Below are 22,687 nucleotides of genomic sequence, written 5' to 3' on the forward strand. Positions count from 1 at the left end.
TCGGGGTGGATCTGCCCACATATACCAATATCTGGCGCATTGAGAAGCGGCTGTACAAGCTGTACGACCTACGGCTGCCAATGCCGCTTCCGGTCGTCTGGATCGGTGTGTTCGTGGGTGTCTCCGTGCCGTGGTGGGTCTTCCTCTACCTGATCGGACTGCCGTTCGCGGCCCCCTGGCACGTCATCTACCTCGTTCCTCCAGGCGTGCTCACCTGGCTCTCCACCCGTCCCGTCATCGAGAGCAAGCGCCTCACCGAGTTGCTCCAGTCGCAGCTCCGCTACATGAGCGAGCCCCGCACGTGGTGCCGCATGGCCCCGTTCGACGAGCCGGACGAGGTCGCCTTCACGGCGCGTGTCTGGCGGACCACGCCGCCGGTCGCGGCGGCGCACGCGAAGGCGGCCCGCAAGGCGCGCCGCGGGGTCTCGGTCAAGGTGCCCGTCCCGAAGGTTCCCAGGACCGGCGCACGGGCGGCCTCGGGCGCCGCCGCGCGAGTGGGCGCGCACCAGGTGGACCCCTCGCGTGTCGTACGCCCGGCCGTGGCGGCCGCGGCGGCTGCCGCCGCACCGGTCACCGACACACCCCCCACTACCTCCTCCCGCAGCGGTGCCGCCGCCCGGGCCGGTGCCACCGGTGACCGCGTCTTCTACCTCGCGGAACCGCCCGCGCTCCCGGCGCAGCCGCAGACCGGCCACGTCACCGGCCCGGATCGCGAACGCGACCCGCATGAGGGACACGGCGAGGGACATGACGTCCACGAGAGCCACGAGAGTCACCAGAGCGATGAGGGGCAGGAGCAGGGCTCTGGCCGCCAGGCGCCCCCTGCCGCTCCCGCCGAGGCTTCGGAGGCGCCGGCCGTCCCGCCCATCGGCACCGAGACGCTGCGCCGCCTGCGCAGGCTCGCCGCCTCGGCCGAACCCCGCCCCGTACGGCAGTCCGGTGTGGCCTCCTTCACCGAGCCGGCCACGGGAGAGCCGGTGCACGAGCCGGTGCGCGAGTCGGTGCACGAGGAGCGGCCTCGCGACGAGCGCGCGCACGACGCCGAGGCCGATGGGGAGGGCGCCGACGACCTGAGCGTCCCTGACCCGGTCCCTCCCGCCGACACCGACGCCTCCGACGCCTCCGACGACACTCCCCACACCGCCGATGCCGCAGCGGCGCCGCAGGGGCCCGAGGCGGAGTCCGCGCCCCCCGTGGGCGTAGGCACCTCGCCCGGCGATGACGCGGGCCGGGAGAACCCGGCGCATCGGGACGCCGAGGCGCTTGAGCAGCATCGCAAGGGCCGTCCGCCGCGGCTCGTGCGCCCCCGCGTGCCGGACGAGGACGTGGCGGCCGAGCGGGCCGCGATGGAGGAGGTGGCGTCCGCGGCGGCTCCTCCGGCACCGGCTCCCGTGAAGGCCGCCGAAGTCACGGAGGTCGCGGAGGCCGCGGAGGTCACGCAGGACACGCAGGACACGCCCACCTGGATCAGGCCGTCCCGTACGCCGCAGGAGGTTCCGGACGAGGCCGGTTCCGGCGCGCACTCTGCCGCTCACCCCGCGCGGGAGGGGACGCATGCGCCGGGGTCCAGGCCGTACGAGAGCGCCACGGGCAAGGGGGACGTGACGCCGCCTCCGGCGGGTCCGGCGGCAGTGTCGATCCGGGCCGTGCCCGCGGGGCCCCGCGCGGTCGGCCCGGCAGGTCCCGCCCGGCCGTCGCTGCCCACCCCGGGGACGACCACCCCCGGCAGGCCGGCGCACGAGGAGCCGCCGCGGCTGCGCCGCGTCGAGGCCGTCGTCGGGCGTGACACCTCGGGCGGCTGGCGGCGGCTGGCACAGGTCGTCGTGGGCGGCAGCCGTACGGACGGCATGGAGGTCGACGAGGCCCGCACCCGCATCCCGCTCACCACGAGCAGGCGGATCATGGTGCTCGGCTGCACCGGCGGCGCCGGGCAGACCACCACGGCGTTAATGCTGGGCCACACACTGGCCCGTTATCGAGACGACCGCGTGCTCGCGCTCGACGCGAACACCGGAGAGGACACGCTCACGACGAGGATCGCCGCCGAGTCCCCCGAGACGCTGAGCTCGCTCATCGAGGGCTCGGAAGAGGTGACCGGCTACCTCGGCATGCGGGCGTACACGACGCGCTGCGAATCGGGACTGGAGGTCGTCGGGGCGGACACCGACGACCGGGTGACGCAGCGCCTGGCGGAACGCGCGTTCCTGGCCGACTGGCGCAGGACGCTCGCCGCGCTCGACCGGCACTACCGGCTTACCGTGATCGACCCCGCGGCCGCGCTGGCGGCCCGGCTCCTGCCGTACGCCGACCAGCTCGTGCTGGTCGCCCCCGCGAGCGAGGACGCCTCCGAGGCGGTGGCGATGACCTACGAGTGGCTCGACGGGCACGGCTGCTCCGACCTGCGGCGTCGCGCCGTGATGGTGATCAACGGCGTGAGCCGCCGCAGCCTCCCCGACGTGGAGCAGGCCGAGGCGGTGGCCAGCGGCCGGTGCCGGGCGATCGTCCGGGTGCCCTGGGAGGACGAGCTGGCCCCCGGGCGGCCGGGACCGGTCGACGTCAATCACCTCCGAATGGGCGGCCGCAGGGCGTACGTTGCGCTTGCGGGTGTGATCGTGAGCGGCCTGGCGGCTGTCCAGGCCAAGCAGGAGGTGGCCAGATGAGGGGCGAGCGAGGAAGCTGGTGAGAGGTCGATGAGCAAGGCGCGCAGTCGCCTCGCGGTGCGTTACTTCGACGATCGCGTTCTCCTCACCGACTCGGCGGCCTGGGCCTACTTCCGGCTGCCGACGGTGAGCTACGAGTTCCTCACCCCCGAGGAGCGCGAGGCGCTGGCCACCAACATCACGATCGCGCTGGCCGCGATCAGGATGCCCGACGCCGAGGTGCACCTGCGGATCGCGCACCGGGCCTACCCGGCGGCGGATTGGGCGATGGCGCTCAACTCGACCTCCGACGAGGGCCCGGGCTGGCGGGAGTACCTGGAGGAGATGTACCGCCACGTCTGGGCCAAGGACTTCTGGAGCAAGGAGGTCTACCTCGGCGTGCGGCTCGGGCCGCGCGGCGCGCAGCTCGGCACCGGCGTGCTGGCCCAGCTCTTCGGCTTCTACCAGCGCAGCGAGAAGGCGCTCGGCATCGAGGACGACCACGTGCCGGACAAGGAGATCGCCCGGTGGACCGAGGCCGCCGAGCGGCTCGGCCGGGCCCTGGCCTCCAGCGCGCTGTACGCCCGCCACGCCACCTCCACGGAGATCGCCTGGCTGTTCCAGCACGCGGCGGCGGGCGGCCTCGGCGAGCCGCTGGCCTCGGCCACGCCGCGCCGCAGATGGGGCAAGGGCGAGATCGAGGCGCTGGTCGAGGGGCAGATCCACAACGGCAGGTCGCTGCTGCGCATCGTGCAGCCGGCCGGGGACTCCTACACCGCGCACCTGTCGTTCGCCCGGTTCCCCGACCTCATGCCGTTCCCCGACGGCGAGCCGTGGCTGCACTTCGCCGACCAGTTGCCGTTCCCGGTGGAGGTCTCCAGCCGGATGCGGCTGATCCCCCCGGTCAGGGCGAGCAAGGACGTGGCGCGCAAGCTGGCCCACGCCCGCGACATGGACATCCACATCCGCGAGGCGGGCGCCGAGGCGCCGCTCGCGCTGGCCGAGCAGATCGACGCCGCCCGCATGCTGGAGCACGGCATCACCAAGGAACGCCTGCCGTTCGTGTACGGCTGGCACCGGCTGAGCGTCAGCGCGCCGACCGAGGAGATGTGCATCCAGCGGGTCGAGGCCGTCGTGGAGCACTACCGCGACCTCGGCATCGACGTCGTCAACTCCACCGGTGACCAGTTCTCGCTGTTCTGCGAGGCATTGCCCGGGGAGCGGCTGCGGGTCAACGCGTACGCCCAGCGGCAGCCGCTGCGCACGATCGCGGGCGGCATGGCCACCGCGACCGTCGAACTCGGCGACCGGGTGGACGAGTCGAACGCCGGCTGGATCGGGCCGTACGTCGGGGAGACGCTGGGACGGGCGCGCAGCATCGTGCACTTCGACCCGCTCGTCGCGGCGGCGCGCAACCGCCCGACGGCCATCGCGATCACCGGTGAGCCGGGCGGCGGCAAGACGACGCTCGCGCTGCTGCTGATCTACCAGATGGCGCTGCGCGGCGTCACGATCGCGGTCATCGACCCCAAGGGCGACGCCGAGTCGCTCGTACGGCTGCTGCGCAACCGGGGCCGCAAGGCGCGGGTCATCCCGCTGGGGTCGGCCGCGCCGGGGCTGCTCGACCCGTTCTCGTTCGGCGACGACATCGCGACGAAGAAGACGATGGCGACCGAGACCCTGCGGCTGCTGCTGCCGAGGATGTCGGAGGAGCGCGAGTCCGCCATGATCCAGGCGGTCGCCGCGGTCTCCAACGAGCCGGACCCCTCACTGGGCAAGGTGGTGGACCACCTGGAGCAGTCCACCGACCCGGCGTCCAAGAACCTCGGCGCCGTGCTGCGGTCGATGTCGGAGATGCACCTGGCCCGGCTGTGCTTCGACGCCTCGGGCGGCGAGCAGATCGACACCGAGGGCTGGACGACCGTCTTCACGCTCGGCGGTCTCACGCTGCCCGACGTGATGACGGTCAGGGACGACTACTCCTACGAGCAGCGGCTGTCGGTCGCGTTGCTCTACCTCGTGTCGCAGTTCGCGCGCCGCCTGATGAACGGGCTCGACCGGCGCACACCGAAGGCGATCTTCCTCGACGAGGCGTGGGCGATCACGTCCACCCCCGAGGGCGCCAAGCTCGTGCCGGAGGTCTCCCGGATGGGCCGCTCACGCAACACGGCGCTCGTCCTGGTCTCGCAGAACGCCGGTGACCTGCTCAACGAACAGGTGACCAACTGTCTGTCGTCGGTCTTCGCGTTCCGTTCGACGGAACGCGTGGAGGTCGAGCACGTGATGGAGCTCCTCGGCGTGGACCCGTCGGAGGAGCACAAGGCGGTGCTGCGCTCCCTGGGCAACGGGGAGTGCGTCTTCCGGGATCTGGACGGCCGGGCCGGCCGTATCGGGGTGGACCTTATCTCGGAGGAGTTGCTGCGCTGGCTTGACACCAATCCGACACACGACAAACCGAACGAGAACGTGCATGATCTTCTTGACGGGGGCTCCGGTCGGTCGGGGGTCGCGCAGGAGGTGCGATCGTGAGCGTGCGCAGGAACGGTCCGAAGGATCGCACCAGGGAGGGTGCCAGACGCGGCAGGAGGATTCGCCGGAGCCTGGCGCTGCTGTTCGTCGCGTTCGCGGCGTTCGTGACGCTGCCGCTGGTCTTCCCCACCGGTACGGCGAGCGCGGTCGGGCCCTGTGACCTGTCGCCCGCCCTCGCCCCCGAGATCGTGGGCGGCGGCGTCGACGGGCTGGTCCAGCCGCCGTCGACCGAAGAGGCGGCGGCCGGTCAGGCCGCTGGGCAGAACACCGGGCAGAACACCGCGCAGGCGCCGAAGGAGCCGCAGACCAACTACGAGCGGTACGGCATGGCCGGCCAGTTCTGGCACACCTACGACCTCGGGTGCTCCGATGTCACGGCCGTGCTCGGTAACGCGTGGGCCAACACGGTCTTCTCGTGGGCCAAGGCCGTCGACCGGCTGACGATCAGCACCTACCAGGCGGCGGCCACCGAGGGCCCGCTGCAGCCCATCAAGGACGTCGCCGACGAGATCGTCACCAACCTCGCCAACGCGATGTACTGGCCCTACCTGCGGCCGATCGTCATCCTCGGCGCGATCTGGCTGGCGTGGTACGGCCTGATCCGCAAGCGCGCGACGACGACCACCGAGGGCGTCATCTGGATGGTCCTCGCGGTCACGGTCGCGATCTGGTTCTTCAGCCGCCCCGGCGACTTCACGAGCCTCGGCAAGACCGTGACCGACAAGACCGGCGAGATCGTGAACTCGGCGTTCTCCGGGCTGCCGGGGGCGGGCGGCGCGTCCTGCCTGCCGATGAAGGAGACCGCGCCGGGCGAGGTGCCGAGCGCGCCCACGGCCGGCGGCTACGGCCGCCAGGGCACGCCCGGCGTGGAGCAGAACGCCGACGCCCTGTGGTCGGTCCTGGTCTGCAAGCCGTGGCTGATGGGCGAGTTCGGCACGGCCGACCCCAACTCCGGTCTCGTGAAGGGCCTGGGCGCCAAGCTGCTCAACCTCCAGGCGATCGACGCCGCGGAGCAGGCCGCCGATCAGACGCCGGCCTCCGACTCGCACCAGCAGCGGTTCGAGGAGGAGGTCGCCAAGCCGATGCAGAGCACCCCGGCGTACTTCCTGTTCCAGGGCAAGGACTGGACCAGCCGCCTGGGCATCGCGATCGGCGCGTTCATCGCGGCGATGGTCGCCGGTCTGCTCATCTTCCTCGTCGCGGTGTCACTGCTCGTCCTGAAGGTCGGCTTCCTGCTGCTTCTGATGCTCGGGCCGATCTTCCTGTTGATCGGCGTGCATCCGGGGTCCGGCCGCATCATCGCCATGCGCTGGGTGGAGATGCTGGTCGGCACCCTGCTGCGCCAGGCCGTGCTGGCTCTGGTGCTCGGCGTCCTCGTGTACGGCTACGCGCTGATCATCTCGACCAGCCTGCCCTGGGGTATGCAGATCCTGTTCATGGCGCTGCTGACGATCGCGGTCTTCTTCTACAGACGGCCGTTCCAGCACCTGTTCGCCTCGATGGACGGGCACACGATCACCACTCGGATGCTCGGCGAGGCCGCCACCGCGCCGACCCTCTCGCGGGCGGCCAACGTGCTGCCGCCGGTCGCGGCGGCCCGGGCGGGCCGGTGGGGCCTGCGCAAGGCCGAGCCGGTCATCAGCGCGGCCGCGATGGCGTCCGGCGCGGGCACGGCGGCGGCCGCCGCGGCGGGTGTGGCGCAGGGCCGCGTGCGCGGCGAGGAGGGCGCGGGCAACGTCCCCGCCCAGGCCGGAGCGCGTGCGGGGGCCCAACCCGCGCCGCTCGACGCCGACGCGCAGGGGGCCGGTCGCCGGAAGGCCGGGGTCACCGCCTCACGTCCGGGAACGGCCCCGCCGCTCAACCTGTCGGGCGTGCGGCCCGCAGGATCCGTACGGGCGTCCATGGCGTCCACCGCACAGTCCATTGCGAAGGCCGGGGCGTCGTCGGCGGGGAGCCCGGCGGCTCCGCCGCAGCGGGTCACAGGCGCCTCCGCCGCGCCCGCGCCGTCCGCCGCACAGCCCGCACAGCCCGCGCCGTCCCGCGGCCGTCCGAGCGGCGGATCGAGCGGCGGTTCCGGCAGTGGTTCCAGCGGGGGTTCCGGCGGCGGTTGGTTCGGCGGCAGGTCCGGTGGTGGCTGGGCCTCCCGGCCGTCGTCCACCCGGCCGTCCGGCGGGAGCTCGGGCGGGTTCTTCGGCGGTTCGCGCGGCTCGTCGGGCGGGTCGAGCAGGTCGGGCGGCTCGGGCGGCTCGGGTGGCCTGTTCGGCGGCTCCTCCGGCAGGTCCTCCAACAGGTCGTCCGGTGGTTCGTCCGGCGGCCTGTTCGGCGGTTCGTCCCGTCGGGGCGACGGCGGCCGTTCCCGGCCCGCCCCGCCGCGTGACTCCGGTTCGTCCGGCGGCTCGTCGTCCAGCCGTTCCCGTTCGGCCGAGCCGCCCCCGCTCTGGCTGCCGAGCAGGGGAGAGGGCACGCGCCGTGACGGCGACGCGCCGACCCCGTTCTGGGCCAAGCCCGCCGACCGCGACTCCGGCGACTGATGAGAAGCCGGAACAGTGATCGGGGGAAGGGCCTCGCCTTCGCGGCGGCCGTCGTGGTGCTCGCCGCCGTCGGCGTCTACCTCACGATGAGCCCGGGCTCCTCCTCCGGGGGCGACGAGCAGACGAGGGAGCAGTCCGTCGTGGCCACCCCGCGGGCGACGGCAGCGGTCCGGGAGCCCAGCCCGGTGGCCACGACTCCCGGCGCCTTCGACGTGTACGCGTACCTGCCGTTGTCGAGGGAGGAGATCGGCGCGGCGGCCGACCTGGCACGCCGCTTCACCGAGGCGTACGGCACCTTCTCTCCGGGCGAGGAGCCGGCGGCACGGGCCGACCGGCTGAAGCGGTTCGCGACCGACGAGTTCGCCGGCCAGCTCACCAGGACCGTCACCGACCCCGCGGTGGTGCAGCAGAACGAGGCCGACCAGGTGACCTCCAAGGGGTCGGCGAAGGTGACGACGATCCGCGACATGACGGCCGACCAGGTGGTGTTCGTCGTCGGCTCGGTCCGCCACGTGACGGACAAGAACGGCCAGAAGGACGTGCCCGAGCAGTTCGCCGTGACCGTGGTCAAGGCGGGCACCGACTGGCGGGTGTACGACCTGCAACTGGCCGACGCCGGTCAGGACGGGGACACCTCGCCATGACCGTCTCGACGCGTGTCGTCCGTGGGCTCGCGTCGGCGGGGCGGGACTGGCGGGTGATCGCCGTGGCCCTCGTCCTGATCGTCCCGGCCACGCTGTTCGGCTCGATCATCCTGATGACCCCCAGCCCGTCGATCCTCTTCGGCGGCGGCGCGGCCGAGAACTGCGCCGAGGCGGCGACCGGGGAGTCCGCCGCCGTCGCCGCCGACGTCTCGCAGACGGCCCAGGGCGACATCCCGGCCGACTACCTGGAGCTCTACAAGAAGTTCGGCAAGCAGATCGGCGTGCAGTGGAACGTCCTGGCCGCCATCGGCAAGCGGGAGACGAACCACGGCCGCTCGACGCTGCCGGGGGTGCGCAGCGGCACCAACTACGCGGGGGCCGCCGGGCCGATGCAGTTCCTCATCAGCACCTGGGGCGGCCAGGCCAGGATGAAGATCGAGCCGGGCATCAACGGCTACGCCTCCGACGGCGACGGGGACGGCTACGGCGACGTCTACGACCCGGCGGACGCCATCCTCGGCGCGGCCAAGATGCTCAAGCGCAACGGCGCCCCCGACGACCTCAGAAGGGCGATCTTCGTCTACAACCGGGCCACCTGGTACGTCGACCAGGTGCTGGAGATCGCCAAGCGCTACGCGGCGACCGGGGACATCGTCGTGCCGCCCGAGGCCGACCCGGCCTGCGACTCCGGCTACGTCGACAGCGCCCCCGACGACGTCGTACGCAAGATCCTCGAGTACGCTCTGGCGCAGCGGGGCAAGCCGTACCGGTGGGGCGGCACGGGCCCGGACGCCTTCGACTGCTCGGGGATCATCTACATGGCCTACCGCAACGCGGGTCTGACCATTCCCCGCACGACCTTCGGCCAGTGGCCCTTCGGAGTGAAGATCGAGGAAGGCAAGGAGCAACCCGGTGACCTCGTCTTCTTCAACGCCGGCCCCGGCACGTCCAAGGACAGTCCCGGGCATGTCGGGATGATCGTGTCGCCCGGAAAGATGATCGAGGCGCGGTGCACGCTGTGCGGGCCCATCAAGGTCACGACGTACCGCGACCGGCCGAACATCGTGGGCTTCACGCGGCCACTGGAGAACGAGGCCGTCATCGAGCAACTGAAGCGGGCACAGATATGACGGACACGCAGCTCGTCGTCGGGGCCGCGATCGTCGAGGGCGGCCGCCTCCTGGCCGCCCAGCGGTCCGGACCTCCGGCGCTGCGCGGCGGCTGGGAGTTCCCCGGCGGGAAGGTCGACCCGGGGGAGGACGAGCGCGCGGCGCTGGTGCGCGAGTGCGCCGAGGAGCTCGGCGTCCGGGTCGTCCTCGGAGACCGTATCGGCGGGGACTGGCCGCTGGATAACGGCTATCTGATGCGCGTGTGGCTCGCCACCGTCGTCGCGGGCGTGCCCCGCCCGCTGGAGCACCTCGCGCTGCGCTGGCTGGAGCCGCACGAGTTGTACGACGTCCCGTGGCTTCCGGCGGACCTGCCGGTCGTCGCCGCGATCGAGAAGCTGCTGCCCGGCTCCTCCGGCACATAAATCGGGCGGATAGTCGCCGAATCGTTCGCAAGATCGGGCTTTGCTCCTGCTTTTACCAAACTACAATCGGTTCTGACCTCAAAGCCGGGCCGACGGGAGGCGAGCGGTGATCGGACGCGCGTACATGAGAGCCGCGTCCTCGGCTGTCGCGTCGGTGGCCATCGCCACGCTGGCGATCCTGGCCGTGGGCCCGGTGATCGGCGCCAGCGCCGACCCGGTGGAGCCGTGCGACCCCGTTACGGACCCCCAGTGCGCGGTCGTCACGGTCACCGTCACGCAGACGCCGCCGGCCTCCTCGGGGGACGCGAGCCCCAGCGCCGAGCCCGTGGTGACCAAGACCGTCACCATCACGCCGACGCCGAAGCAGACCAAGACCAAGGCGCCCAAGCCGGCCACGACGACGACCGCTCCGCCCGCGTCCACGACGGAGCAGAACCCGCCGCCGCAGAACACGCAGACGATCCCCACGCCCGAGCTCCCCGCTGCGAGTCCCAGCCCGAGCCCGGAGGATAACGGGCAGGTGGTCCTGCCCACCGCGTCGACCGAGCCGTCGCCTGACGTGGCGCAGCAGACCCCCAGCGCGGGCGTGTCGTTCGAGCAGCCCGATCCCCAGACGGTGCCGATCGAGATCCGCAACGCGTCCCCCGAGTACGACAAGCCGACGCTGGCCCACCGGCTCGCGATCCCCGCGGCGGTGCTCGTGGGCATCGCGCTGATCGCCTGGCTGGTCTTCGAGGGACGGCTGCGGAGGATGGCGCACGCCGCCGCCATACGGCGGGGCGGCCCGGCCGCGGCGCGGACGCCGGCTCCCGAGGCGGCGGCATACCCGGCGGCCACCCCCGGCTACGCCCCGATGGTCGGCTTCGTGCCCATGCAGCCCTACACGATGGGCTATCCCCAGCAGCCCTACGGCTATCCGGTGCCGTACGGCTACGCCCAGCCCCAGCCGTACGGATACCCGGTGGCCGACCCCGCCCAGATGCAGGCGCAGCAGGGCGTGGCCGACCCCTGGAGCCAGGCGGTCGGCGAGGCCCAGGCCGGGGTCTGGACCGAGGCCACCCGGCCCGGCCATCTCCCGCAGCAGCCCCCGGGCGAGGACCCGACCACCCGGCGCTGACGAACAGAGAAACAGAGACGAACAGAAAGGCGCCGATCGGACGGACCGATCGGCGCCTTTTCCATGGACTCAGCGCTGGCGCTTGAAGATCTTCGAGCCCAGCCAGACCAGCGGGTCGTACTTCCGGTCGACCACGCGCTCCTTCATCGGGATCAGCGCGTTGTCGGTGATCTTGATGTGCTCCGGGCAGACCTCGGTGCAACACTTGGTGATGTTGCAGTAGCCCAGGCCGTGCTCCTCCTGCGCCGACTCCTTGCGCTCCGCCACGTCGTACGGGTGCATGTCGAGCTCGGCGATCCGCATGAGGTAGCGCGGGCCGGCGAAGTTCGGCTTGTTCTCCTCATGGTCGCGGATCACGTGGCAGACGTTCTGGCACATGAAGCACTCGATGCACTTGCGGAACTCCTGCGAGCGCTCGACGTCGACCTGCTGCATGCGGTACTCACCCGGCTTCACGTCGGCGGGCGGCGTGAAGGACGGGATCTCGCGGGCCTTCTGGTAGTTGAACGACACGTCCGTCACCAGGTCCTTGATGACCGGGAACGTCCGCAGCGGCGTGACCGTGATGGTCTCGCTCTCCTCGAAGGTGGACATCCGGGTCATGCAGCCCAGCCGGGGCTTGCCGTTGATCTCCATCGAGCACGAGCCGCACTTGCCGGCCTTGCAGTTCCAGCGGACCGCGAGGTCGGGGGCCTGCGTGGCCTGGAGCCGGTGGATGACGTCGAGGACGACCTCGCCCTCGTTCACCTCGACGGTGAAGTCCTCCAGGCGGCCCTCGCCGCCCTCACCGCGCCAGACGCGGAACTTCGCCTTGTATCCCATCACGACTCCTTGACCGCGGCGTCGTATTCCGCCAGCTCTTCCTCGGTGAGGTACTTCTCCAGCTCGGAGCGCTCGAACAGGCTGATGAGGTCGCCCCGCATGGACTGCTGGACCCTCTCCTCGACCGTGATGGACGTACCGTCCGGCTCGGCGGAGCAGACCAGCAGCTTGCGCCGCCACTCGGCCGACATCCCGGGGAAGTCGTCGCGGGTGTGGCCGCCGCGGCTCTCCTCCCGCATCAGCGCGGCCTTCGCCACGCACTCGCTGACCAGCAGCATGTTGCGCAGGTCGAGCGCGAGGTGCCAGCCGGGGTTGTAGATCCGGCTGCCCGAGGAGGCGGTGTTCCTGGCCCGCTCCTTGAGCTTCTCGATGACTTCGAGGGCCTCGCTGATCTCCTCGGACTTGCGGATGATGCCGACCAGGTCGTTCATCGTGCGCTGCAGCTCGTGGTGGACCTCGTACGGGTTCTCCCCGCCGGTCCGCTCCAGCGGGGCCAGGGCCTCGGCCTTGGCCTCCTCGACGCCGGTCACGGTCGGCCGCTTGGGCAGCCCGTCCACGTACGCCGCGGCTCCGGCGCCGGCCCGCCGGCCGAACACCAGCAGGTCGGACAGCGAGTTGCCGCCGAGGCGGTTGGAGCCGTGCATGCCGCCGGAGACCTCGCCGGCCGCGAACAGGCCGGGGACCGACGCCGCGCCGGTGTCGGCGTCCACCTCGACGCCGCCCATGATGTAGTGGCAGGTCGGGCCGACCTGCATGGGCTCCTTGGTGATGTCGACGTCCGCCAGCTCCTTGAACTGGTGGTGCATCGACGGCAGCCGCTTGATGATCTCGGCGGCGGGCAGGCGGCTGGACACGTCGAGGAACACGCCGCCCTGCGGTGAGCCACGCCCGGCCTTCACCTCGGCGTTGATCGCCCTGGCCACCTCGTCACGGGGCAGCAGCTCCGGCGGACGGCGGTTGTTGGCCTGGTCGTTGTACCAGCGGTCCGCCTCCTCCTCGGTCGTGGCGTACTTGTCCTTGAACACGTCCGGGATGTAGTCGAACATGAAGCGGCGGCCCTCGGAGTTGCGCAGGACGCCGCCGTCGCCGCGCACCGACTCGGTCACCAGGATGCCGCGCACCGACGGAGGCCAGACCATGCCCGTCGGGTGGAACTGGATGAACTCCATGTTGATGAGCTTCGCGCCGGCGAGCAGGGCCAGCGCGTGACCGTCACCGGTGTACTCCCAGGAGTTCGACGTGACGACGTACGACTTGCCGATGCCGCCGGTCGCCAGCACCACGGCGGGGGCGTCGAAGACGATGAAGTCGCCCGTCTCGCGCCAGTAGCCGAAGGCCCCGGAGATGGCGTCCCCGTCCTTCAGCAGCCGGGTGATCGTGCACTCGGCGAAGACCTTGATGTACGCCTCGGGGTCGCCGTGCAGCTTCTCGTCCTCCTGCTGCAGGGCGACGACGCGCTGCTGGAGGGTGCGGATCAGCTCCAGGCCGGTGCGGTCGCCGACGTGCGCGAGGCGCGGGTATTCGTGGCCGCCGAAGTTGCGCTGGCTGATCTTGCCGTCCTTGGTGCGGTCGAACAGCGCGCCCCAGGCCTCCAGCTCCCAGACACGGTCCGGGGCCTCCTTCGCGTGCAACTCCGCCATGCGCCAGTTGTTGAGGAACTTGCCTCCGCGCATGGTGTCGCGGAAGTGCACCATCCAGTTGTCGCTCGGGTTGACGTTGCCCATCGCGGCGGCGGCACCGCCCTCGGCCATGACCGTGTGGGCCTTGCCGAACAACGACTTGCAGACGATCGCCGTCCGCTTGCCCTGCTGCCGCGCCTCGATCGCCGCACGGAGCCCCGCTCCACCGGCTCCGATGACGACGACGTCGTATTCGTGACGCTCCACTTGAAATCCTTATGCGAACGGGAAGTTGATGACGCCCTTGGCGACGAGCCGGACGTACAGGTCGGCGATCATGACCGAGAACAGCGAGGCCCAGGCGAACTGCTGGTGCCTGGCGTTGAGCTTCGAGACCAGGGTCCACGCCTTGTAGCGCAGCGGGTGCCTGGAGAAGTGGTTCAGGCGCCCGGCGGTGATGTGACGGCACGAGTGGCAGCCGAAGGTGTAGCAGAGAATCAGGACCGCGTTCGCGAGCAGAATCCAGCTGCCCAGCCCGGCGGGCTTGTGCACCAGCGCGAGCACCGCGTCGTACGTCAGGATCAGGCCGATGACGATGGCGAAGTAGAAGAAGTAGCGGTGGATGTTCTGCAGGATCAGCGGCAGACGCGTCTCACCGGTGTACTTCCCGTGCGGCTCGGCCACGGCGCACGCCGGCGGCGACAGCCAGAACGACCGGTAGTAGGCCTTGCGGTAGTAGTAGCAGGTGAGCCGGAAACCACCCGGCAGACCGAGGATCAAGATCCCGGGCGGCAACGTGTACCAGTCGCCGAACGGGGCGAGCCCGAACAACCGGGCCCCCTCGGGACAGGACGTCGCCAGACACGGCGACGAGAAGGGCGCGATGTACGGGTCGACGAAGTAGCTCTTGTCGAAGATCGCCCAAAGTCCGTAAATCAAGAACAACAGGAGTCCGGCGAACGTGAACGCCGGCGCCAGCCACCATCGGTCGGTTCGAAGAGTGCGCACCCTGATCTGCGCGCGTTGTTTCCTTGCCGCGCTCTCGGCCGTTGTCTGGGTCATCGGAGACCTTCCACCCTCACTGACTCCGCGCACGCCGGAGCGACCGCGCCGTACTGCTCAGGCCGTGCGCGTTATTGGTGGGGCACACATTACGACGAGCACATCACGAAGTGTGAGGAGCGTCACTCCTCCCCGCTGTGATCTCGGTCACTTCCCCGGCAGTTTGACCACGGTCACGAAGAATTCATCGATCTGCCGTACTACCCGGGTGAACTGGTCGAAATCCACGGGTTTGGTGATGTACGCGTTGGCGTGCAGGTTGTATCCCCGCAGGATATCCTGCTCGGCCTCCGATGTGGTGAGGATCACAACGGGGATGGTCCGCAGCGAGGGGTCCTTCTTGACCTCCTCCAGCACCTCGAAACCGTTCACACGGGGCAGGTTGAGGTCGAGCAGCACCAGGTCGGGCCGGACCGCCGAGGAGTACGGCCCCTCGGCCCGCAGGAAGGCCAGCGCCTGCTCGCCGTCGTTGACCACGTGGAGGTTGTTGCCGACCTTGTTGTAGGAGAACGCCTCCTGGCAGAGCAGGACGTCGCCCGGGTCGTCCTCGACCAGGAGGACCTCGATGGGGCGGAACTCGTTCATCGGCGCTCACTCATCGGGGTCTCCCAGGGCCGGCAGGGTCCAGCGGAACGTGGCTCCGACGTCCTCGTTCGTGTCGAGCCAGATCCGGCCGCCATGATATTCCACGATTTTGCGGCACAGGGCCAGTCCGATGCCCGTCCCGGGATAGACGTCCCTCGGGTGCAGACGCTGGAAGATCAGGAAGATGCGGTCGGCGTACTTCGGATCGACGCCGATCCCGTTGTCCGAGCAGTTGAACTCCCACATGTCGCCGTCCCGCCGTACGCCGATGTGGACGCGGGGAGGCTCCTCGCCGCGGAACTTGAGCGCGTTGCTGACGAGGTTCTGGAAGAGCTGGGTCAGCAGCGTGCGGTTGCCGACGACCTTGGGCAGGTCGTCGTGGGTGACCGTCGCGCCGGTCTCCGACAGCCGGGCGTCGAGGTTGCGCAGCGCGCCGGCCAGCGCGTCGCCCGTGTCCATCTCCTCCGGTTCACCGCCGACCCGGCCCACCCGCGAGAAGTCGAGCAGGTCGTTGATGAGCAACTGCATGCGGCGGGCGCCGTCGACCGCGAAGCCGATGTACTGCCGGGCGCGGTCGTCGAGCCGGTCGGCGTAGCGCTGCTCCAGCATCTGGGTGAAGCTCGCCACCTTGCGCAGCGGCTCCTGCAGGTCGTGGCTGGCCACGTAGGCGAACTGCTCCAGCTCGCGGTTGGAGCGCTTGAGCTCCTCGGCCTGCTCGGCGAGCTGCTGGCGGGCCTCGGCGGACGACTGCCACTCGGTCATGATCCGGCGGCGCATGCCGTCGATGTGGCCCGACAGCTCCCACAGCTCGGCCGGCCGCTCGACCCCGAGCTCGTGGTCGAAGTCGCCCGCCGCCACCGCCCGCACCTGCCGGGTCAGCCGCGCGATCGGGTTCACGACCGCGCGGCGCACGATCAGCGCGCAGAACACGATCGCCAGCACCATCACGCCGACCAGCGCCGCGACCGCCATATAGATGGTGTTCCAGCCGGAGTAGAGCCGATCCCTCGCGACATCGTGCAGCCGCCCCAGCAGGGCCTGCTGCGTGTCGAGCGCGCTCCTGATCGCGGAGAAGCGCTGGAGGTTGCTCTTGGCCAGGTCGGTGAGCGGGCCGGGGCCGCTCTTGAGTGTCCGCTCGACCACGGGTTCGGCGTAGTCGCGCCGCCACGCGGTCGTGGCCTCGCTGATCGCGCGGAGTTGGCGGCGGACGCCGTACCCCTGGGGCAACTCGGGGACGAGCCTGGCGATCGCGTCGGTCGCCGACCGCTCCTCGGAGACCCCCTGCCGGTAGGTGTCGAGGTACTGCTGCTCGCCGGTGAGCCCGTATCCGCGGATCGCGCCCTCCTGCGCCTGCACCGCCCGGGCGATGCGCAGCGTCTGCAGGGCGGCGGGATCGACCGCGTCGACGAGGGTCTGCCTGGCCTCGTGCGTCGAGGAGAGCGCGAGCAGGATGGCGCTGACCGCGATCACGAAGATGAGCAGGACGCCCGCTCCTGCGAGCACGAACCACCGGCTGAGCCGCAGGCGGGAGCCCCGCGCGGACGGCGCCAGCGGGGGCAGCGGGGCCGGCGAGCTCATTGGTCGTCACCACGGGACACGAGGACGGCCGCGACGTCGTCGTGCATGGCGCCGTCGAGACTGGTGATGATGCGGTCGAGGTCGATCCCCGCCTGGGCGCGGATCAGGTTCGCGAGCCCCTCGGTGCCGAGCAGGTCGCGGTTCTCGCCGACCGTCGCCTCGATCAGGCCGTCGGTGTAGAGCAGCAGCGACCACCGCTCGCCCAGGGTGACGTCGATGGGGGTCCACACGATGTCCGGGAAGATCCCGAGCGGCGGACCCGACGGCGTCTCGGTCACCACGCCGAGCACACCGTCGCGCAGCAGCAGCGGCGGCGGGTGGCCGATCACGTGCAGGCGGGCGCTGGTCAGGTCGGGAGCGATGGTCGCGGTGCACATCGTGGTGAAGATCTCGGGCGACTTGCGCTCGTGCCGCAGCAGCGTGTCGAGCGTGCGCAGCACGTCGTTGCCGGTCTGCCCGGCCAGCACCAGCGTGCGCCAGGCGATGCGCAGCGCCGTGCCGAGGGCGGCCTCGTCGGGCCCGTGCCCGCACACGTCGCCGATCAGCACGTGTACCGCGCCGTCGGGGGTCTGCACGGTGTCCCAGAAGTCACCGGCCAGCAGCCCGCCCGAACGTCCGGGAAGGTAGCGGGCCTGGTGGTGGAGGAGCGTGGGGTCGAGCAGGGGGACGGGCAGCAGGCCGCGTTCGAGCCGGGAGTTCTCCTTGCTGACGATGCGTTCCTGCAGGAGTTCGCGCATGGCGAGGTCGGCGCGCTTGCGCTCGATGGCGTAGCGGATGGCGCGGATCAGCAGCCGGGCGTCGACGTCCTGTTTGACCAGGAAGTCCTGGGCTCCGGCGGCGACCGCCTCGATGCCGACGTGCGCGTCGCCGAGCCCGGTGAGGACGAGCACCGCCGTGTCCGTGGCCATGGCGAGGACCTGCTGCAACGCCTCGAGCCCGGAGGCGTCGGGAAGGGAGAGGTCGACGAGCACGCACTGCACGTCGTCGGTGAGCCGTGCCCGTCCCTCGGCGAGCGTCCGCGCCCAGGTGATCTTCGGCGGCCTCTCTGCGCCCGCCAGCAACTCCTCGACGAGAAACGCGTCACCGGCGTCGTCCTCGATCAGCAGGAGGGTGAGCGGATCGGGCAGATCAGGGGAGACCGGGGTCACGAACGCCTCTCGTCAGCGTCGGCATCATCGTCGTGCAGCATCGTGTGCACAAACCTATCGTCTGGGGATTGCTCGGTCAGGGCTCACACGTCAACGAGCGCCTCTATTCCCTGGGGAAGCGTTCCGTCACGCGCGGCCTCGCCGAGGAACGACAACAGCGTCCCACGGAAGGCCTGCGCCGCCCGAGTCGGCTCCACGTCCTTGCGGTGGGCGAGGGCGACCGTACGGCGCAGCCCGGGCAGCAACGGCGTGCCTGTCAGCCTCGGCCGGTTCTCCAGCACCATCGAAGGCACCACCGCGATGCCCAGCCCCGCCTCGACGAACCGCAGCACCGCGTCCATCTCCCCGCCCTCCACCGCGAAGCGCGGCTCGAACCCCGCCTGCCGGCAGGCCGCCAGCGTCGCCTCGCGCACGTCGTAGCCCCTGCGGAACATGACCATGGGCCGTCCGCGCAGGTCCTCGATCCGCAGGTACGATCTACGCCCCCGGGGCGACGTGGAGGCCACGACGAGGTTCTCTCTCAGGATCTCCTGGGTCACCAGGGACGGGTCGCTGCTCTGCAGCGGCAGGATGATCAGCGCCAGGTCGAGCTGGCCCCGGGCGAGGTCGCGGACGAGGTCGCGGGATCCGCCCTCCTCGACCTTCAGCTCCACGCCCGGGTAGTCGCGGTGGAAGCGGGCCAGCACGTCGGCCAGGAGCCCGGCGCACAGCGAGGGGGTCGCGCCGAGGCGCACCCGCCCCCGCCGCAGCCCGGCGAGTTCGGCGACTTCGCGCCGGGCGGTCTCGGCGTCGGCGAGCATGCGGCGCGCGAGCGGGAGCAGCGCCTCACCCGCCGGGGTGAGCGTGACGTTGCCCCGGGCCCGGCTGAACAGGGGCGCTCCCAGCTCGGTCTCGAGGCTCTTGATCTGCTTGCTCAGCGACGGCTGGGCGACCCGCATACGCTCCGCGGCCTGGGTGAAGTGCCGCGTCTCGGCCACGGCCATGAAGTAGGCCAGTTGCTGGAGCTGCACACCTCAATAGCCTAGGGCTATCGCCGAAACCGGCTCGATGCGCCCCCCGTGGTGTGGATCCGTGTGAACGGGGTGTGAGTTTCGTCGCACACCCCAGGGACCTTCGACTCTGGGAAACCGTGTGGGACAGAGCACATAGCCGGGGGCTATCGAAACCAGACCTGTCATGACTTGGACGTCTGAACAGCACGAACCTAGCGTGTGCATTCGTGACTGCCACTGTTGACCACTCTGTGGACTCTGCTTCTGTGGACAGGGGCTCGGCGACCGCTCCGGTTCCCACGCATAACGCACCTCACAAGCCCGCCGGGCCCGCGCCGCGTACGGCCGCCCGTCGCGGCCTGCTCGGCACCTCGGCCGGCAGGAAGGCCGTCATGGCCGTCACGGGCGCCGTTCTCGTGCTCTTCCTGATCGGCCACATGCTGGGCAACCTCAAGGTCTTCCTGGGTGCCGACTCCTTCAACCACTATGCCGACTGGTTGCGCACCGTGGGCTCGCCCGCGCTGCCGAACCGGACGTTGTTGACGATCACCGAGATCGTGCTCGTGGTCTGCGTCGCGCTGCACATGTGGGCGGCGGTGTCGCTCGCCCGCAGGGCGGCCAAGGCGCGGCCCGTGAAGTACGCGGCCAAGCGGAAGTCGCAGGCCAACGGGTATGCCACGCACACCATGCGGTACGGCGGCGTGATCATCGTGTTGTTCGTGATCTGGCACCTGCTGGACATGACCTTCGGCACGGTGAACCCCAAGGGCGGCGACGCCACGCCGTACGACCGGATGATCGCCGGCTTCCAGCCCGACCGCTGGTGGGTGGCGCTGTTCTACCTGGTCGCCATGGTGATGGTCGGCCTGCACCTGCGCCACGGCCTGTGGAGCGCGTTCCAGTCGCTCGGCCTGACCCGCCGCCCCCGCGTCCGCAGCACGCTGCAGACGATCGCCGTCGCGGTCTCCGCGGTGCTGGTGCTCGGGTTCGTCGCCGCGCCCGTCTGCATTCTGATCGGAGTGGTCAAGTGAAGTTCCGTCGCCGCGCCCAGCAAGAGAACCAGCACGAGAACCGGCAGGAGAGCCGGCAGGAGAGCCGGGGCACAGCGGAGCCGGCCATCGTCGGGCATTACCGGGTGGGGGAGCCCATCCAGGACACCAAGGCGCCGGCGGGCCCGATCGAGGACCGCTGGGACAAGCGCCGTTTCCAGGCCAAGCTGGTCAACCCGGTCAACAAGCGCAAGCTCACTGTCATCGTCGTCGGCACCGGCCTCGCCGGCGGCTCCGCCGCGGCCACGCTCGGCGAGCTGGGCTACAAGGTCAAGTCGTTCTGCTACCAGGACTCGCCCCGGCGGGCCCACTCCATCGCCGCGCAGGGCGGCATCAACGCCGCCAAGAACTACCGCGGCGACGGCGACAGCATCTACCGGCTGTTCTACGACACGGTGAAGGGCGGCGACTACCGCGCCCGCGAGTCGAACGTCTACCGCCTCGCCCAGGTCAGCGTGAACATCATCGACCAGGCCGTGGCGCAGGGCGTGCCGTTCGCCCGCGAGTACGGCGGCCTGCTCGACACCCGGTCGTTCGGCGGCACCCAGGTGTCGCGCACCTTCTACGCCCGCGGCCAGACGGGCCAGCAGCTCCTGCTCGGCGCGTACCAGGCCCTGGAGCGGCAGGTCGCGGCGGGGAACGTGGAGGTCCACACCCGCCACGAGATGCTGGAGCTCATCGTCAGCGGCGGCCGGGCCCGGGGCATCGTGGTCCGCGACATGGTCACCGGCGAGATCGAGACCCACCTCGCCGACGCGGTCGTGCTCGCCAGCGGCGGCTACGGCAACGTGTTCTACCTGTCCACCAACGCCAAGGGCTGCAACACCACGGCGATCTGGCGGGCGCACAAGAAGGGCGCCTACTTCGGCAACCCCTGCTACACGCAGATCCACCCGACCTGCATCCCGCAGAGCGGCGACCACCAGTCGAAGCTGACGCTGATGTCGGAGTCGCTGCGCAACGACGGCCGCGTCTGGGTGCCCAAGCGCAAGGGCGACAACCGCGCGCCGGGCGACATCCCCGAGGACGAGCGCGACTACTACCTGGAGCGCATCTACCCGGCGTTCGGCAACCTCGTGCCGCGTGACATCGCCAGCCGCGCCGCCAAGAACGTCTGCGACGAGGGCCGCGGCGTCGGTCCCGGCGGGCTCGGCGTCTACCTCGACTTCGCCGACGCCATCAGGCGCATGGGCCGGGAGGCCGTCGAGAAGAAGTACGGCAACCTCTTCGAGATGTACGAGCGCATCACCGGCGAGAACCCGTACGAGGTGCCGATGCGCATCTACCCGGCCGTCCACTACACGATGGGCGGGCTGTGGGTGGACTACGACCTGCAGTCCACGATCCCCGGGCTGTTCGTGATCGGCGAGGCCAACTTCTCCGACCACGGCGCGAACCGCCTGGGCGCCTCGGCCCTCATGCAGGGCCTGGCGGACGGCTACTTCGTGCTGCCGACGACGATCGGCGACTACCTCGCCGGGGCCGGTTCGTTCGGGCCGGTCGAGGACGCGGACGTCGCGGAGGCCAGGAAGGCCGTCCAGGACAAGATCGACAAGCTCCTGTCCGTGAACGGAAACCGCACCGCCGACTCCTACCACCGCGAGCTCGGCCGGATCATGTGGGACTACTGCGGCATGGAGCGCACCGAGGAGTCGCTGCGCAAGGCGCTGGAGCGCATTCCCGAGCTGCGCGAGGAGTTCTGGAACAACGTCAAGGTGCCGGGCGACGCCGAGGGGCTCAACCAGGCGCTCGAACGCGCCGGCCGGGTGGCCGACTTCTTCGAGCTCGCCGAGCTGATGTGCATCGACGCGCTGCACCGTACGGAGTCGTGCGGCGGCCACTTCCGGGCCGAGTCGCAGGACGAGGACGGCGAGGCGCTGCGCGACGACGAGCACTTCGCCTACGTCGCCGCGTGGGAGTGGACTCCGGAGGGCCCGGTCCTGCACAAGGAAGAGCTGAACTACGAGTACGTCAAGATGACCCAGCGGAGCTACAAGTGAACCTGACCCTCAAGATCTGGCGGCAGAAGGGCTCGTCGGACAAGGGACGGATGGTGACCTACCGGGTCGAAGACGTCTCTCCCGACATGTCGTTCCTGGAAATGCTCGACGTCCTCAACGAGCGGCTGATCCTGGAGGGCGACGACCCGGTCGCCTTCGACCACGACTGCCGCGAGGGCATCTGCGGCATGTGCGGCATGGTCATCAACGGCGTCGCGCACGGCGAGCAGAAGCTCACCACGACCTGCCAGCTGCACATGCGGCACTTCAAGGACGGCGACGTCATCACGATCGAGCCGTGGCGGGCCGCCGCGTTCCCGGTGATCAAGGACCTCGTCGTGGACAGGTCGGCGTTCGACCGGATCATCCAGGCGGGCGGCTTCATCTCCGTTCCCGCCGGGTCCGCCCCGGAGGCGCACTCCGTCCCGGTGCCGAAGGCCGACGCCGACGCCGCCTTCGACGCCGCGACCTGCATCGGCTGCGGCGCCTGCGTCGCGGCCTGCCCCAACGGCTCGGCCTCGCTGTTCACCGCGGCGAAGATCACCCACCTGAGCCTGCTGCCGCAGGGTCAGCCGGAGCGCGAGTCGCGCGCCAGGGCGATGGTCGAGCAGATGGACGCCGAGGGCTTCGGCGGCTGCACCAACACCGGCGAGTGCACGGCGGTGTGCCCGAAGGGCATCCCGTTCGACACGATCGCTCAGATGAACGCCGACTACCTCAAGGCCGCCTCGAAGTAGCAGACGAGTGACGTGGACCGGTCAGCCGGAACATAATCACCTCTCCTCCCGGGTAACGTGTGATTTGTGTTGGCGTAACACGCCTGCCGTGTCCCCGCAGGCGA

At 70.5% G+C, this 22,687-nt stretch carries 17 protein-coding genes; 10 read left to right on the plus strand and 7 right to left on the minus strand.

The annotated features are described in order from the left end of the window. The first annotated feature begins 5 nt into the window (after positions 1–5). The 7 genes from Msi02_RS20020 to Msi02_RS20050 all read left to right on the plus strand — a co-directional run bounded on the left by Msi02_RS20020 (position 6) and on the right by Msi02_RS20050 (position 10,991). Entirely contained in the window at positions 6–2,660 is a 2,655-nt protein-coding gene (locus Msi02_RS20020) for a TcpE family conjugal transfer membrane protein (RefSeq protein WP_204049750.1), read from the plus strand. A 30-nt stretch (positions 2,661–2,690) separates the two neighbouring features. Next, positions 2,691–5,168, plus strand: a complete 2,478-nt coding sequence (locus Msi02_RS20025) for an ATP-binding protein (RefSeq protein WP_204049751.1) — start codon at positions 2,691–2,693, stop codon at positions 5,166–5,168. Beyond that, positions 5,165–7,699, plus strand: a complete 2,535-nt coding sequence (locus Msi02_RS20030) for a type IV secretion system protein (protein WP_239108548.1) — start codon at positions 5,165–5,167, stop codon at positions 7,697–7,699. Before Msi02_RS20025 ends, Msi02_RS20030 begins: the two co-directional genes overlap by 4 nt. Beyond that, the gene (locus Msi02_RS20035; RefSeq protein WP_079316675.1) at positions 7,699–8,343 is read left to right on the plus strand and encodes a hypothetical protein; all 645 of its coding nucleotides are present in this window, start codon (positions 7,699–7,701) and stop codon (positions 8,341–8,343) included. The genes Msi02_RS20030 and Msi02_RS20035 overlap by 1 nt, the downstream gene beginning before the upstream one ends. Further along, positions 8,340–9,473 carry a C40 family peptidase gene (locus Msi02_RS20040; protein ID WP_239108549.1) on the plus strand — a complete coding sequence of 378 codons (1,134 nt, stop codon included), beginning with the start codon at positions 8,340–8,342 and terminating at the stop codon, positions 9,471–9,473. Before Msi02_RS20035 ends, Msi02_RS20040 begins: the two co-directional genes overlap by 4 nt. Continuing rightward, the gene (locus Msi02_RS20045; protein WP_204049752.1) at positions 9,470–9,874 is read left to right on the plus strand and encodes a (deoxy)nucleoside triphosphate pyrophosphohydrolase; all 405 of its coding nucleotides are present in this window, start codon (positions 9,470–9,472) and stop codon (positions 9,872–9,874) included. The genes Msi02_RS20040 and Msi02_RS20045 overlap by 4 nt, the downstream gene beginning before the upstream one ends. Positions 9,875–9,980: 106 nt before the next feature. Next, positions 9,981–10,991, plus strand: coding sequence for a hypothetical protein (locus tag Msi02_RS20050; protein ID WP_204049753.1), 1,011 nt, complete (start codon positions 9,981–9,983; stop codon positions 10,989–10,991). A gap of 69 nt (positions 10,992–11,060) precedes the next feature. Here the strand turns inward: Msi02_RS20050 and Msi02_RS20055 are convergent, their stop codons facing one another. The 7 genes from Msi02_RS20055 to Msi02_RS20085 form a co-directional block, all read right to left on the minus strand. Then, positions 11,061–11,813, minus strand: a complete 753-nt coding sequence (locus Msi02_RS20055) for a succinate dehydrogenase/fumarate reductase iron-sulfur subunit (protein WP_079316671.1) — start codon at positions 11,811–11,813, stop codon at positions 11,061–11,063. Continuing rightward, positions 11,813–13,699, minus strand: a complete 1,887-nt coding sequence (locus Msi02_RS20060) for a fumarate reductase/succinate dehydrogenase flavoprotein subunit (protein WP_079316670.1) — start codon at positions 13,697–13,699, stop codon at positions 11,813–11,815. Before Msi02_RS20060 ends, Msi02_RS20055 begins: the two co-directional genes overlap by 1 nt. A gap of 9 nt (positions 13,700–13,708) precedes the next feature. Further along, positions 13,709–14,494: a succinate dehydrogenase subunit SdhC gene (gene sdhC / locus Msi02_RS20065; RefSeq protein WP_204049754.1), complete on the minus strand. Its 786-nt coding sequence runs from the start codon at positions 14,492–14,494 to the stop codon at positions 13,709–13,711. A 147-nt stretch (positions 14,495–14,641) separates the two neighbouring features. Then, a complete protein-coding gene (locus Msi02_RS20070) occupies positions 14,642–15,079 on the minus strand; it encodes a response regulator (protein ID WP_079316668.1) in 438 nt (145 codons plus the stop codon). Between the two features lie 6 nt (positions 15,080–15,085). After that, positions 15,086–16,657, minus strand: coding sequence for a sensor histidine kinase (locus Msi02_RS20075; protein WP_204049755.1), 1,572 nt, complete (start codon positions 16,655–16,657; stop codon positions 15,086–15,088). Then, positions 16,654–17,805 carry a PP2C family protein-serine/threonine phosphatase gene (locus Msi02_RS20080; protein WP_204049756.1) on the minus strand — a complete coding sequence of 384 codons (1,152 nt, stop codon included), beginning with the start codon at positions 17,803–17,805 and terminating at the stop codon, positions 16,654–16,656. The genes Msi02_RS20075 and Msi02_RS20080 overlap by 4 nt, the downstream gene beginning before the upstream one ends. A gap of 83 nt (positions 17,806–17,888) precedes the next feature. Beyond that, on the minus strand, positions 17,889–18,815 hold the full coding sequence (locus Msi02_RS20085; protein WP_079316665.1) for a LysR family transcriptional regulator: 927 nt from the start codon (positions 18,813–18,815) through the stop codon (positions 17,889–17,891). 209 nt (positions 18,816–19,024) lie between these two features. Between Msi02_RS20085 and Msi02_RS20090 the strand changes: the two genes are divergently transcribed. The 3 genes from Msi02_RS20090 to Msi02_RS20100 all read left to right on the plus strand — a co-directional run bounded on the left by Msi02_RS20090 (position 19,025) and on the right by Msi02_RS20100 (position 22,583). Further along, positions 19,025–19,828 carry a succinate dehydrogenase cytochrome b subunit gene (locus tag Msi02_RS20090; RefSeq protein WP_239108550.1) on the plus strand — a complete coding sequence of 268 codons (804 nt, stop codon included), beginning with the start codon at positions 19,025–19,027 and terminating at the stop codon, positions 19,826–19,828. A gap of 86 nt (positions 19,829–19,914) precedes the next feature. Then, positions 19,915–21,846 (plus strand): fumarate reductase/succinate dehydrogenase flavoprotein subunit, encoded by a 1,932-nt coding sequence (locus Msi02_RS20095; RefSeq protein WP_204049775.1) that lies wholly within the window; start codon positions 19,915–19,917, stop codon positions 21,844–21,846. Beyond that, entirely contained in the window at positions 21,843–22,583 is a 741-nt protein-coding gene (locus Msi02_RS20100) for a succinate dehydrogenase/fumarate reductase iron-sulfur subunit (protein WP_079316663.1), read from the plus strand. The genes Msi02_RS20095 and Msi02_RS20100 overlap by 4 nt, the downstream gene beginning before the upstream one ends. Positions 22,584–22,687: the final 104 nt, after the last annotated feature.

Source organism: Microbispora siamensis (genome assembly GCF_016863095.1).
Lineage (GTDB): Bacteria > Actinomycetota > Actinomycetes > Streptosporangiales > Streptosporangiaceae > Microbispora > Microbispora siamensis.